This is a genomic window from Miniphocaeibacter halophilus (assembly GCF_016458825.1).
In the GTDB taxonomy this organism is placed as follows: domain Bacteria; phylum Bacillota; class Clostridia; order Tissierellales; family Peptoniphilaceae; genus Miniphocaeibacter; species Miniphocaeibacter halophilus.
On sequence record NZ_CP066744.1, the window covers coordinates 5,001 to 17,999 of the forward strand.

The following is a 12,999-nucleotide window of genomic DNA, read 5'->3' on the forward strand; positions in this document are numbered from 1 at the left end:
GCTCACGCGGCGTCGCTGCATCAGGGTTTCCCCCATTGTGCAATATTCCCCACTGCTGCCTCCCGTAGGAGTTTGGACCGTGTCTCAGTTCCAATGTGACCGTTCACTCTCTCAAGCCGGTTACTGATCGTTGCCTTGGTAGGCTTTTATCCTACCAACTAGCTAATCAGACGCGAGCCCATCTTACACCGATAAATCTTTAACCTCTTTGGCACTCGCCAATGGGGTCTCATATGGTATTAATCCCGGTTTCCCGAGGCTATCCCTTTGTGTAAGGCAGGTTGCTCACGCGTTACTCACCCGTTCGCCACTTTCCTCTTATCTGTTTCTACCGAAGTTTCCACTGATAAGATTCTCGTTCGACTTGCATGTGTTAAGCACGCCGCCAGCGTTCGTCCTGAGCCAGGATCAAACTCTCAATTAAATGTTTGATTCAGCTCTTGCTGACTTCTTCTTAATTTTACACCGAAAATTATTGTTTTGGTTGTACTTTTTCTCAAAGTTTTTTACACTTTTCTTTTGTCTAGGTTCTTGTTGCACTCTCGTGACAACTTTTTAAGTATACCATAGGGTATTTCTTTTTGTCAACACCTTTTATTTTTTTGTTTCCAATTAAAAAGGCACTTCAGTTGAGTGCCTATTTATATTATCAATTATTTTTAATATTGTCAAATCTTTTTTACTTGTTTTTTACATTTCTTTTACATATATAAAGTAGCTGTAAAGAGCCAATAATCCAATTTTAAAGCTACTGATTCTTTTAAATTTGTCTATCCTTTCTTGTTTTATAATATTTTTTTATTATGTTTTATTGCTATTTATTAATATTAACTTTAACAATATTTTCAAATAAGTTTATAAGTGTATAATATATTGTAGTGGAGGTGTTTATGAAAACAAAAAAATTAGTTTATTCATCCTTATTATTATCTATAGGTATAATTTTACCTACTTTAGTTCATCTTACCGGTATTCCAGGTAATGTATTTTTGCCTATGCATATTCCTGTTTTAATAGCAGGGCTTCTTTTAGGACCAACCTACGGAGCAATTATTGGGGTTCTTTTACCTTTAATTAATTTCCTAATTATTAATATGCCACCAATACCTACTCTTTATATAATGACTTTTGAATTGTTAGGATATGGTTTATTTTCTGGAATTATTTATAAGAGAACAAGTAATATAATTCTTTCTTTGGTTTGTTCTATGATTATTGGGAGAATTTTTGGTGCTATAGTATCTTATGTTCTATTTACTATGCTAGGTATGTCGAAAATTTCACCTTATATATGGTTATCAGGTTCTATAATTACTGGTTTGCCTGGAATTATTATACAATTGTTGTTAATACCTATTATAGTTAAAGCGCTAATGAAAAAAGCATATTAATTTTTCTATACAAAAAAGAGCTATTTAATCATAATAGCTCTTTTTAATCTCTATTTTCTATTTCTATTTTCCTAGATTTTCCATCTAAACCATTTTTTACTTTTAATATTTCTCCTAGTATTGATATTCCTATTTCCTCTATTGATCCATTTGATATGTCCAATCCAATAGGTAGGTATATTTTATTTACTAAATCAAGGTCTGTTCCACTGTTTACTAACTTTTCCTTCAATTCTATTGCTTTTTTTCTACTACCTAACATTCCTATATATTTATAATCTTTTTCTATTACTGCTTTAGTCGCTTCATAGTCATGCATATGACCTCTTGTTGCTATAACAATATAGGTTGAATTTTTATCGAATTTAAGTTTATCTACAATATCTTCTGGAATACCTACTATATATTCAGTAATTCCCTCAAAGTCTGGATGATTTTTAAATTCTTCTCTATCGTCTACAATTGTTACATTAAAGTTACACCCTAAGGCAAATTTAGCTAATTTTTGTGCACAATGTCCAGCTCCAAATATTATTAAATTGTTTTTAGGAACAAATATTTTTACAAAACCGGATGTTTGCCCACCACAGGCCATTTGTAATTCTCCATCTTCTGTTAAGGAATAATCAAATTTGAAATTCTTGTTTCTTTCCATGGCTTTTAAAGTTCTTTGGACAATGTCAAATTCAATAGCTCCTCCACCAACAGTACCTACTATGGATCCATCTTCAAAAACTCCCATTAAAGAGCCTTCTTTTCCCGGTACAGAACCACAATTATTCTCTAATATTACTAAGGCAGCCTTTTCTCCCTTTTCTACTTTTTTTGCTATTTTAGTTAAAACTTGGGTTTCCATATTTACCCCCTATCTTTCCCACTATTTTCTAAAATCAATATAGCTTCTAGTGTATTTCCTCCTATTGCTCTTGCTTTGTCGGAAATTGTAAAACAATTATCAACCTCTTCTTTTCGTGGATCAACATCTGCAATTTTCAAACCTTTTGTTACAAAGAAACCATTATTTATGAGCCCTCTTAAAACACCAGTTAAATTGCTCTTTACTTCATTTCCATCTATAGTCGCAATAGTTTCACCTTTTGTTACTAGATCGCCAATATTTTTTATATGGTTAATTACCCCTTCAAATTCAGAATATATTACTCTTTCTAATGTTCTTCCAGCAATATCACCTGGACTTCCGGTATTTTCCGTAGCAAATCCCTTAAATATAAGTCTACCTAAATCATGTCCTCTATTTGTTTCTATGACTATATCAGCATCTTTTCCTGCTTCAAATCCAGGTCCTAAAGCTATTTTACCAAAAGCTTTAAATTTATTAAAATTAATATTTTTCTTTGCTATAATTGCATCTACTATATATTTAGGTTTAAATCTATCTATGGTTTCTCCATCCGGATCTACTACTACTGGAACTTTGTTATTTTCCCAAGCTGCATAAACATCTGAGTTATTTTCACATTTTATTGCTACAATATCTTCAACTGTATATTCATTTGTATATATACAGCTTGATACTGCTACTGTTCTTCTAATTGCAGTAGGTTTTTCAATTTCTAGCACCAAAACTCTAAATCCTGTTCTATGGAGTTTTTGAATTACGCCAGTAGCAATATCGCCACCGCCTCTTACTACAATAATATCATTTTTCATATTTTCTCTTTAATACCTCATAATCTTTTTTATTATCTATATCAAAATTCTCAAAACTATCTTCTGTTTTAATAAAAATATTTTTTACTCTATCCTTATTTTGTTTTATTACAATTGAACCACCCTTGTCTCCCGATAGGTTTAGTAAGTCTTTTCTAAATATATTCCCAAAGACAACCGGATTGCCTTTTAGGCCATTATAATATGGTACAATAATCTTTCCTTTGTTTTCTTTGTTTTTCTCCAATATATAATTTATTGTTTTTTCTCTTATAAAAGGCTGGTCTGCCACAAAAAACATATAATCATTATTTTTCTTAGCACTATTTACCCCAAGCCTAATAGAGCTTGCTTGTCCTTCTTCAAAATTCTTATTAATAACAACTTTATACTTGTATTTTTTAGAATAATCGATTATTTCTTTAAATCTTGTTACAACTATAACTTCATCGAAGTCAATTCTACTAATAGTATCTAAAATATATTCAAATATCATCTTCTTGTTAAGGGTTAATAACAATTTGTTTTCATTCATTCTTTTAGACATACCCGATGCCATAACTATACAACTAACAGCCATAATACTTTCCTTTTAATGATGAACCACAAATAAATTTAATATTTTTATCTATATTATATTTATGTGTTAAATCATCAACTACTTCTTTGCAAATGTTTACCATTTCCATATTGTCACATTTATTAAAGAGAATATACTTTTCTTTTGTAGTATTTTTAAATAAACCTACAGGGGAGTTAATTAATTTGAAAATACATTCAGTATCAAATATCCTTTTATTTGAACCAACAAGACTAAAGAATAACTCTCTTTGGAAAATTTCTATTTTTCCCAATTCAACTTTGTAAACATCCATAGGGATAATTCCCAAAGTTTTATTTGACGAATTTAAAATTACCGGTTCATTGTCCCTCCATCCTTTTAATGGTAACGTTTTTGAGCCATCTGCTTCTATAATAATATAGTCAAAGTATTTTTTCACCCTATTTAAATCGCTATTGCTTATTCCTGAAAATTTATATTCGGTGAAACATTTTCCAGTTAAATATATGTTTTTTTCCAAACTTTCTTTTATTTGTGAAATATCATCTATGGTAATAAATTTTCCGCCATATTCTTTTAATATTTTAGTACTGGTTGTCAATAAAACTCTATTGCCTACAAGTTCATCGGCTAATTTAAACATCGTTGTGGTTTTACCGCCACTTCCAACTATAGAGATAATATCTCCCTTGTGTAAATTCAATAAATCTTTAAGCATATTTCCTCGTTATTTTTATTATAATATAATACTTTAATTTTAACACAAAAAAACAGACTTTCAAAAAAAGTCTGTTTAAATAATTATTGAATATAATTTAATGGATTAGTATGAGCTCCATTTACCCTTACTTCAAAGTGTAAATGAGATCCTGTTGAATTTCCTGTAGAACCCATTCTTGCGATAGTTTGTCCCTTAGACACTCTTTCGCCTACAGAAGCTACATATGATGATAAATGTGCATAATATGTAACCAATCCACTGTCGTGTTGAACTTTCATTAAGTTTCCATAACTTCCTGTGTAAGCTGAATATATTACAGTTCCACTATCTGCTGATGCTATTGCAGTTCCAAGTGGTGCTGCTATGTCAACTCCCATATGAAATTCCGGAACACCAAATAATGTTCTATAACCGTAATTACTAGTTATATTTCTAGAAGATGGTACTGGCCATCCTAATGTTCCATTACCTACGTTAGTAGATATTTCACCTGCTCCTACACTACTTTTTGTACTTACTGTAGAAGTAACTTGTTTATTGCTGGAACTAGCTTTTGCTTGTGCTTGTGCTGTTGCTTTTGCTTGAGCCGCTTGTTCTCTAGCTTTTCTTGCAGCTTCTGCTTGAGCTGCTTTTTCTGAACTAATATTTTTTTCTAATGTATAGATTTCTGATTCTAATTGTTCTAATTCAGCTTGAGATATTGATTGCTTGTTTGCAGCTTCTTCAATTAATACTAATTTGTTAGCTTTTGATGCATATAGCTCAGCATTTTTATTATCTAAAGTCTGTTTAGATATTTCTAAAGATAGTTTTTGTCCATCTAATTCTGATTTTTTTGCATCTATTACAAGCTTATCATTTTTAAGATTATTTATTATTTCTTTATCATATTCTGTAATAAATTTCATTGTTGAAGCTTTTGATAATAAATCATCTATTCCTGATGATGAAAAAACTATGTCTAAGTAACCAACTTGACTGTTTTTATACATTGCACCAAGTCTTTCTTCAAACTCTTTTTGATTTTTATCTATATTTTCTTCTAATTTTTTAATTTCTTCTTCAGTTTCCTGAATAGCAATTTCCAAAGCAGAAATTTGTTTCATTAGTTCACTTATTTGAGCTTCTAATGCACTAATTTCTTGATCTATAACTGCTACATCTCCTGCTAAAGAATTCTTTTCTTGTTCTAATGAATTAATTGAATTTTTTAATTCATCAGCTGATTTTAGATTTGAATTCTTTTTGTTCTCCATTTCAGTTATGCTATCAGCAAAAGAAACTGTAGTAAGACTTATAGAAGATAGTAATAACATAGCTAAAAATCTTTTCTTGTTATGACCCAATTCTTGTCCTCCCTATACTTTCAAGTATTTTCTAATTGACATTAATGAACCTATTATACCAATGCCCATACCTAAAGTCAAAAATATTATCAAAATATCCTTGTAGATTAGTTCTATTGGTATCAGGTACCCTGCTAAGTTTTGCTGAATTGCTTCTGCAAATCTCTTAAATAATAAATCATATCCAAAATATATAGCTGCAAATGCTAAACCGGAACCTATTAATCCAAATACTGCTCCTTCAACTATAAATGGTCCCGTTATAACAGTATTAGTTGCACCGATATATTTTTTTATTTGAATTTCTCTCTTTCTTGCAAATACAGTAAGCTTTATAGTATTGGAAATTATAAATATTGAAATTATAACTAATGCAACTACTCCAACAGCTCCACCAATTTGAACATAGTGAGAAATTTTAACTACTTTTTCAATAGTATCTTTGAAAAATATTACTTCGGATACACCTTCGTATTTTGTTGCTTCATTACTGAACTCTTCAGCATCCCTTACATCATTTAATGTTACTACATATGATGGTGGTAATGCTCCTTCCATTCCTTCAAGTAAATAACTTTGCGATTCACCTATACTTTTTGTATATTCTTTTAAAGCTTCTTCACTTGATTTGAATCGTATATCCTTGACGAATTTGTCATTTCCCAAATCTGATTTTAGTGAATCAATAATTGTTTGGTCACTATCCTTATCCATATATACAACCACTTCGTCGACTTTTTTTTCTAAATCTAAAACATATTGATTTAAGGTTAAGGCCGAAATAAGAATAACACCTAATATTATAAGTGCCAACATAATGGATAGTACCGAAGCAAATCCCATACCCCTATGTTTCCAAAGGCTCTTTATACCTTCTTTTAAAGTGGCAAAAAATACTCTAATTTTCCTCATATTTACCACCTTTTTCATCTCTGATTATTTTGCCCTTTTCTAAATGAATAACTCTTTTTTTCATTGAGTCAACAATTGTTTTTTCGTGAGTTATCATAATTACAGTAGTTCCTTCTTTATTAATCTGATCCAATGCTTTTACTATATCATCTGCAGTTTTAGGATCTAGGTTACCTGTAGGTTCATCTGCAATTAAAATCTTTGGCTTTACAATTAAAGCTCTTGCAATACTAACTCTTTGTTGCTCACCGCCGGACAATTGATATGGATAGGATTTTTCTTTTCCTAGTAGATTTACTTTTTCCAGTAATTTTGGTATTTCACGTTTTATATAACGTCTTGAATACCCTAAAATTTCCATTACATATTGTAAATTACCATATACATTTTTATTATCAATTAATCTAAAATCTTGAAAAACAACACCTATTTGTTTTCTTAAAATAGGTACACGTCTATTTCTAAGTTTAGTAATATTATCTCCAAATAAATATAATTCTCCAGATGTAGGATTTTCTTCTTTTAAGATCAATTTTAAAAGTGTGGACTTACCTGCTCCACTTTCTCCAATTACAAATACAAATTCACCTTCATCTATTTTAAAATTAATATTATCTAATGCTAAAACATTGTTTTTATACATTTTAGAAACATCTTTAAATTCTACCAATACATCACCTCAACATATCATTAACAATTATATCATAATTTTTTATGATTTTAATTAAAAGTTACAAAATGGTTACAAAAAAATATATAAAGATTAAGAAAAGTTAATATTTGATATACTATTATTATATGAATTAAGTGTATAATAATTATATAGGAGGATGCATCTTGAACAAGAAATTATTAAGGAAAGATATTATAAAAAAGAGGGATTCTTTATCTTTAGAACATAAGAACACTTTAGATGATAGTATTTTTAAACTACTTTTAAATTCAAATTTTTTGGATAAATTTAATAATATTTTTTGTTACGTTAGTTTTGGATCAGAAATTAATACAAGACCAATTATGGAATATATTATTAAGAAGAAGAAAAATCTATATGTACCCTATATTGATAAGGAAGAAAATATTATGAAATTGTCATTAATAAAGGATTTAGATAATGACTTAGTTTCCGGATACTATAATATCTTAGAGCCAAAAAAACACTTAAGAAATTTTGTAAATAATGATATTATAGATTTGGTTATTACACCTGGAGTAGCTTTTACAAGAGATAAATATAGAATGGGCTATGGTGGAGGATTTTATGATAAATTTTTTGCTAGTTTAAATTCATCTCCATTGAAAATAGCTTTAGCTTATAATTTTCAAATAGTTAATGAGCTTCCTCTTGAAAAATTCGACATTCCTGTGGATATAATAATAACTGAAGATATTATAATAAAATAAATTAGGAGGACTTATGACAAGAAATATAGGAACTATTGCAAGAGGTATTAGAACACCAATCATTAAAGAAGGCGATGATTTAGTAAAGATTATAGAAGAAACTGTTGAAAAAATCATTAAAGAAGATAATATTGTTTTAAATGATATGGATGTTTTTGCTATTACAGAGTCCTTACTAGCCAGAGCTCAAGGTAATTATGTAAATATAGATTGTATTACAGAAGACTTAAACGCTAAATATGACAAGTCAATAGGTGTGGTTTTTCCAATTACAAGTAGAAATAGATTTTCAATGATAATGAAGGCCATAGCAAATACAAAGAAAAAAATTAAAGTATTTTTAAGCTATCCTTCCGATGAAGTTGGAAACGCATTATTTGATAAATCCCTACTTCTTGGAAAAGATATTAATATATATAAGGATACTTTAACAGAAAAAGAATATTGGGATTTAGTTGGAAAAAATTCCCTACATCGATTTACCGGAGTTAATTATGTAGAATTATATAAAAGCTATGCTGTAAATGATAATATTGAAATTTACCTAACTAATAATCCTGAAGATATTGCTAAACTTTGTGATGAATTACTAGTTGCAGATATACACGAAAGAAAATATTTATCGGAACTGTTTAAAAAGCTCGGTGTGAAAACCATCTATACCTTAGCCGATATTTTAGCTAAACCAATTAAGGGAAGTGGTTATAATGAAATCTACGGACTTTATGGATCAAACTTAGCAACTGAAGATTCTATAAAACTATTTCCTAGAAAATCGCAGGAATTTGTTGAAAACCTACAAAGGATTTTAAAGGAAAAATATAATAAAAATATTCAAGTAATGATATATGGAGACGGCGCATTTAAAGATCCTGTTGGTAAAATTTGGGAATTAGCCGATCCTGTAGTTTCGCCAGGCTATACCTCCGATTTAGTCGGTACACCTAGTGAAATTAAAATTAAATATATAGCTGATACGGATTTAAGAGACCTTTCCGATGATGAAAGAACAGAGGCTATAAAAGAAAAAATCATCCATAAAGATAGTAATTTAATTGGACAAAATGCCTCTATAGGAACAACCCCTAGACAAATTACCGACTTATTAGGTTCCTTAAGTGATTTAATAAGCGGTTCAGGAGACAAGGGTACTCCTTTAGTCTTAATACAAGGTTATTTTGACAATTTTGCTGATAATTAAAAAAACAAGCGATTATGCTTGTTTTTTTCTTATTTTCTCATAAATCAATTCAATTATTAATACTATTACACCAATTATAACAATAGTACCACCTGGTTTTAATTTGAAATAGAAGGATATTACTATACCTGCCATTACATAAACAAAACTTAATATTACCGATATTTTTATAGTTTGTATAAAAGATTTCGATATTCTAATAGCTGTTGCAACAGGTAGAACCATTAAGGAAGAAATCATTAACACTCCAACAATCCTTGAGCCTACTGCTATTGTTAAAGCCGTTAATACTGTAAAGATAAAATTAATTCTCTTAACTGGAATTCCTGCCAGTTCAGCTCCCTTTTCATCAAATACAATATATAATAATCCATAATACATTTTCATATACAGTAAAATTACTATTATTGAAATTATTAGGACTAGAATAACTTCAAAATTACTAACTGCAGCAATACTTCCAAATAAAAACGACTCTAAATTATTAGCTCCCGGAATAAAATCAGATAAAATAGCAGCTAGTCCTATTCCAAAACTCATTACAATTGCAATTACAATATCTGAACTCTTAGGAAACTTCTTTCGTAAAAACTCAATTGAAAATGCAGCTAAAAGACAAACCACAATAGAACCTATTATAGGATTAATACCAACTATAAGGCCAATTGCTACTCCAGCTAAGGAAGTATGAGATAGTGCATCACCAATAGTAGATGTTTTTTTACTAACTACAATACTGCCAATTAAGGGAACTGTAATAGAAATCAACATTCCGACTATAAAGGATTTTAACATAAAATCATATTTGAAAATTACCATATATTTACCTCTGAATAATCTTTAAGTTCACCATTTTCCAATTTTAAAATTCTATTAAAGTATTTTTTTGAAAATTCTAATTCATGGGTAACTATTATAATTGTAATATTGTGCTTCTTATTTAGATGGTCCAATATATTAAATAATAATTCTTTACTATCTTGATCTATTCCTGCTGTAGGTTCATCAAAAATCAATATATTTGAATTTTTTACTAATTCCTTAGCTATTAAAACCCTTTGTTGTTCTCCACCACTCATATTATTGTAATTATAATAGGCTTTTTCCTGTAAATTTACCATAGACAAGGCATTTAATGCCATATTTTTAATTTTTTTATTAGGTACTTTCATTAATCCCATTTGATTATATAAATTTAACATTACTATTTCTAATGGTGTAATAGGAAAACTTACGCCAACTTCAATATTCATCTGTTTTAAATAGCCTATACTTTTATCTTTTCCATTATTCTCTAGGATTTTTACTCTTCCACTATTGGGTTTTAATTGACCTATTATTATTTTTAATAAAGTACTTTTTCCAGCACCATTAGGGCCAACTATTCCTATAAACTCTCCCCTAGTAATTTCTAAATTTATATTGTTTAATATTTTTTTATCATATCCAAAATTTAAATTTTCTAATACTATTGATTTTTCCATTATTTAAAGGACTCCAAAATATTGTTTAGGTTTTTTTCCATTAAAGTATAATAATTATCCTTGTTTTTAATCAATTCTTCTGTAATGTTTTCCAAAGAATAAATTTCTTTGATTTTTCCGTCTATTTCCTTTGCTATGGTTTTTGCTATTTTTTCACTTCCGCCATATTCATAAAATACAGTATTTATGTTATTATTTTTTGCCACATCAACAATTTTTGCAACTGTACCTAAATCAGGTTCCGAACTGGAATTAATTCCTTCAATGGGTATTTGTTTTAAATTATAATCCCTAACTAAGTATCCAAAGGCATCATGAGGAACAATAATGGCTTTTCCCTTATATTCTTCCAGTGATGATTTGAATTTATTGTCCAGTTCTTTTAAATTTGTCTCAAGTCTTTCTAGGTTTTCCCTATAATATGATTTATTTTCCGGATCCAATTTTACAACTTCTTCTTCTATGTTTTTAGCCATCACTATCATATTCTTTATGCTTAACCAAATATGCGGGTCATAATCACCATGGCCATGATTATCTTTTTCCCCTTCAGTTAATTTAATATAGTCAATACCCTTATTAACTTCTACAATTTTATCTTCTCCTACTGATTCTGAAACAGAATCTGCCCAAGATTCCAGTCCTAAGCCATTGACTAGTATTAACTGAGAATCGGACATAGATGCTACAGTTTTCATTGACGGTTCCCAACCATGAATTTCTGCACCTTCTGGAATAATATTAATAACCTTATACTTATTGCCGACTATTTCTTTAGTAAGATACTCTATTGGGTAAATACTTGTATAGATATTTTTTTCATTGTCATTGTTTTTATTAGTACAAGAAACTAAAACCAAGGACAATAATAATATTAATAAAATTTTTCTTTTCATAAATCCTCCATAATGCATATGATTTGCATTTGCATTTAATTATAAAATAAACTATAATTAATGTCAATACAAAGGAGTTACTATGATAGAAAATATTTTAAGGGAAAATAATTTAAAGGTCACTGAAGCTAGAAAAATTATTTTAAATGAAATTATAAATATTAAAAACCCTATTTCTGCTGAAAATCTTTATACAATTGTTAATAAGAAGAAAAAAATAAATTTATCAACAATATACAGAAATTTAAATACCCTCTCTAATAAAAATATAATTAATAAGGTTGTTGAAATTGATGGTGAAGTTTTTTATCAATATAATAGCAAAAATCATATACATCATTTAGTATGTATTAGGTGTAAGGAAGTTATACCTTTAAAAGACTGTCCCCTACACAGTTTAGAAAATGAGCTTTCAAATAATACAGGCTACGATATAATTAGTCATTCCTTAGAATTTAGGGGTATATGTCCAAAATGTAAAGAGAAATTAAAAAGAGAGCCTTAAGAATCTGAAACCCTAAATCCAAATATGGACTTAGGGTTTTACTAAATTTTAAGGTTCTCTTATTGAATTTTATTTTTTAATATTCCAATTTTTTCAATTCTTAATTCAACTGTATCATTTGCTACTAAATATTTCGGTGGATTATAAGCCTTGCCAACTCCAGAAGGGGTGCCTGTTGCAATAATATCACCTGGTTCTAAGGTCATGGTCCTAGATAGATCTTCAATAATATCCTCTATTTTAAAAATCATTTTATTTGTATTTGAACTTTGTCTTAATTCTCCATTAACAAAAGTCTCTAAATTTAAACTTAGAGGAAATTCAAATTCATCTATTGTAACTATACAAGGTCCTAATACTGAATAATTATCAACGCTTTTACCCCTATACCACTGTTTATGATAGCCTTGTAAATATCTGGAAGAAATATCGTTGAAAATAGAAAATCCGAAAACATAGTTTCTATAATCTTCTTTTTTAATATTCTTACAATCCTTTGAAATTATTACAGCTAATTCCACTTCATAATCCATTTCATTATCAATATCAAATATACCCTTAATAGTATCGTCATGACCGAGTATTCTATTAGCTCTTTTTCCAAAATAATTAGGTATGAATTCACTTGTTATTTCTCCACCTAGCTCAGATATATGGTCTGCATAATTTTTACCAACACAAATAATATCATGAATAGGTCTTTCTATTGGCGATAAAATATTAATAGAATCAAATTCTCTAAATTCTTCAGATATTAAATCTTCAATTTTCTTCGAATTATTATATCCATTTTCAATCATTTCAACTATATTGTTGTAACCATTTAGTTTTATAATTTTATTATTGTCCTCTATACCTATTTCTGTTTTGTTTTCATAATTATATCTATATATTTTCATAAAATCT

At 28.9% G+C, this 12,999-nt stretch carries 15 protein-coding genes and 1 rRNA gene (1 of these 16 cut by a window edge); 4 read left to right on the plus strand and 12 right to left on the minus strand.

Annotated features, from left to right (window positions below):
* A 16S ribosomal RNA gene (locus JFY71_RS00030) occupies positions 1-424 on the minus strand (it extends 1,106 nt beyond the left edge of the window).
* A gap of 466 nt (positions 425-890) precedes the next feature.
* Here JFY71_RS00030 and JFY71_RS00035 point away from each other — a divergent pair.
* Entirely contained in the window at positions 891-1,391 is a 501-nt protein-coding gene (locus JFY71_RS00035; RefSeq protein ID WP_243661004.1) for an ECF transporter S component, read from the plus strand.
* 43 nt (positions 1,392-1,434) lie between these two features.
* Here the strand turns inward: JFY71_RS00035 and JFY71_RS00040 are convergent, their stop codons facing one another.
* The 7 genes from JFY71_RS00040 to ftsE all read right to left on the minus strand — a co-directional run bounded on the left by JFY71_RS00040 (position 1,435) and on the right by ftsE (position 7,273).
* Complete coding sequence (locus JFY71_RS00040) at positions 1,435-2,247, minus strand: XdhC family protein (protein WP_243661005.1); 813 nt, start codon at positions 2,245-2,247, stop codon at positions 1,435-1,437.
* A 2-nt stretch (positions 2,248-2,249) separates the two neighbouring features.
* On the minus strand, positions 2,250-3,062 hold the full coding sequence (gene yqeB, locus JFY71_RS00045; protein ID WP_243661006.1) for a selenium-dependent molybdenum cofactor biosynthesis protein YqeB: 813 nt from the start codon (positions 3,060-3,062) through the stop codon (positions 2,250-2,252).
* Positions 3,052-3,642, minus strand: a complete 591-nt coding sequence (locus JFY71_RS00050; RefSeq protein WP_243661007.1) for a nucleotidyltransferase family protein — start codon at positions 3,640-3,642, stop codon at positions 3,052-3,054. Before JFY71_RS00050 ends, yqeB begins: the two co-directional genes overlap by 11 nt.
* Positions 3,632-4,342 (minus strand): selenium cofactor biosynthesis protein YqeC, encoded by a 711-nt coding sequence (gene yqeC / locus JFY71_RS00055; RefSeq protein ID WP_243661008.1) that lies wholly within the window; start codon positions 4,340-4,342, stop codon positions 3,632-3,634. Before yqeC ends, JFY71_RS00050 begins: the two co-directional genes overlap by 11 nt.
* Before the next feature lie 83 nt (positions 4,343-4,425).
* On the minus strand, positions 4,426-5,691 hold the full coding sequence (locus tag JFY71_RS00060; RefSeq protein ID WP_243661009.1) for a murein hydrolase activator EnvC family protein: 1,266 nt from the start codon (positions 5,689-5,691) through the stop codon (positions 4,426-4,428).
* Between the two features lie 12 nt (positions 5,692-5,703).
* Entirely contained in the window at positions 5,704-6,603 is a 900-nt protein-coding gene (ftsX, locus tag JFY71_RS00065) for a permease-like cell division protein FtsX (protein WP_243661010.1), read from the minus strand.
* On the minus strand, positions 6,590-7,273 hold the full coding sequence (ftsE, locus tag JFY71_RS00070) for a cell division ATP-binding protein FtsE (RefSeq protein WP_243661011.1): 684 nt from the start codon (positions 7,271-7,273) through the stop codon (positions 6,590-6,592). The genes ftsX and ftsE overlap by 14 nt, the downstream gene beginning before the upstream one ends.
* Before the next feature lie 167 nt (positions 7,274-7,440).
* On the opposite strand from ftsE, the gene JFY71_RS00075 reads away from it, so the two are divergent.
* On the plus strand, positions 7,441-8,007 hold the full coding sequence (locus JFY71_RS00075) for a 5-formyltetrahydrofolate cyclo-ligase (protein WP_243661012.1): 567 nt from the start codon (positions 7,441-7,443) through the stop codon (positions 8,005-8,007).
* Positions 8,008-8,020: 13 nt separating this feature from the next.
* Complete coding sequence (locus JFY71_RS00080; RefSeq protein WP_243661013.1) at positions 8,021-9,208, plus strand: coenzyme F420-0:L-glutamate ligase; 1,188 nt, start codon at positions 8,021-8,023, stop codon at positions 9,206-9,208.
* A 12-nt stretch (positions 9,209-9,220) separates the two neighbouring features.
* Here JFY71_RS00080 and JFY71_RS00085 read toward each other — a convergent pair whose 3' ends face one another.
* The 3 genes from JFY71_RS00085 to JFY71_RS00095 are packed head-to-tail and all read right to left on the minus strand — an operon-like array spanning position 9,221 to position 11,588.
* On the minus strand, positions 9,221-10,021 hold the full coding sequence (locus tag JFY71_RS00085; protein WP_243662110.1) for a metal ABC transporter permease: 801 nt from the start codon (positions 10,019-10,021) through the stop codon (positions 9,221-9,223).
* The gene (locus tag JFY71_RS00090) at positions 10,021-10,692 is read right to left on the minus strand and encodes a metal ABC transporter ATP-binding protein (protein ID WP_243661014.1); all 672 of its coding nucleotides are present in this window, start codon (positions 10,690-10,692) and stop codon (positions 10,021-10,023) included. The genes JFY71_RS00085 and JFY71_RS00090 overlap by 1 nt, the downstream gene beginning before the upstream one ends.
* Positions 10,692-11,588: a metal ABC transporter solute-binding protein, Zn/Mn family gene (locus JFY71_RS00095; protein ID WP_243661015.1), complete on the minus strand. Its 897-nt coding sequence runs from the start codon at positions 11,586-11,588 to the stop codon at positions 10,692-10,694. Before JFY71_RS00095 ends, JFY71_RS00090 begins: the two co-directional genes overlap by 1 nt.
* Before the next feature lie 82 nt (positions 11,589-11,670).
* Between JFY71_RS00095 and JFY71_RS00100 the strand changes: the two genes are divergently transcribed.
* On the plus strand, positions 11,671-12,093 hold the full coding sequence (locus tag JFY71_RS00100; RefSeq protein ID WP_243661016.1) for a Fur family transcriptional regulator: 423 nt from the start codon (positions 11,671-11,673) through the stop codon (positions 12,091-12,093).
* 59 nt (positions 12,094-12,152) lie between these two features.
* On the opposite strand, the gene JFY71_RS00105 is transcribed toward JFY71_RS00100, so the two are convergent.
* A complete protein-coding gene (locus JFY71_RS00105) occupies positions 12,153-12,992 on the minus strand; it encodes a fumarylacetoacetate hydrolase family protein (RefSeq protein ID WP_243661017.1) in 840 nt (279 codons plus the stop codon).
* Positions 12,993-12,999: the final 7 nt, after the last annotated feature.

Bases quoted from the DNA above. Each gene is read 5' to 3' on its own strand.
- JFY71_RS00035 (WP_243661004.1), top strand. From the start codon at position 891: ATGAAAACAAAAAAATTAGTTTATTCATCCTTATTATTATCTATAGGT.
- JFY71_RS00040 (WP_243661005.1), bottom strand. From the start codon at position 2,247: ATGGAAACCCAAGTTTTAACTAAAATAGCAAAAAAAGTAGAAAAGGGA.
- yqeB (WP_243661006.1), bottom strand. From the start codon at position 3,062: ATGAAAAATGATATTATTGTAGTAAGAGGCGGTGGCGATATTGCTACT.
- JFY71_RS00050 (WP_243661007.1), bottom strand. From the start codon at position 3,642: ATGGCTGTTAGTTGTATAGTTATGGCATCGGGTATGTCTAAAAGAATG.
- yqeC (WP_243661008.1), bottom strand. From the start codon at position 4,342: ATGCTTAAAGATTTATTGAATTTACACAAGGGAGATATTATCTCTATA.
- ftsX (WP_243661010.1), bottom strand. From the start codon at position 6,603: ATGAGGAAAATTAGAGTATTTTTTGCCACTTTAAAAGAAGGTATAAAG.
- JFY71_RS00080 (WP_243661013.1), top strand. From the start codon at position 8,021: ATGACAAGAAATATAGGAACTATTGCAAGAGGTATTAGAACACCAATC.
- JFY71_RS00090 (WP_243661014.1), bottom strand. From the start codon at position 10,692: ATGGAAAAATCAATAGTATTAGAAAATTTAAATTTTGGATATGATAAA.
- JFY71_RS00095 (WP_243661015.1), bottom strand. From the start codon at position 11,588: ATGAAAAGAAAAATTTTATTAATATTATTATTGTCCTTGGTTTTAGTT.
- JFY71_RS00100 (WP_243661016.1), top strand. From the start codon at position 11,671: ATGATAGAAAATATTTTAAGGGAAAATAATTTAAAGGTCACTGAAGCT.
- JFY71_RS00105 (WP_243661017.1), bottom strand. From the start codon at position 12,992: ATGAAAATATATAGATATAATTATGAAAACAAAACAGAAATAGGTATA.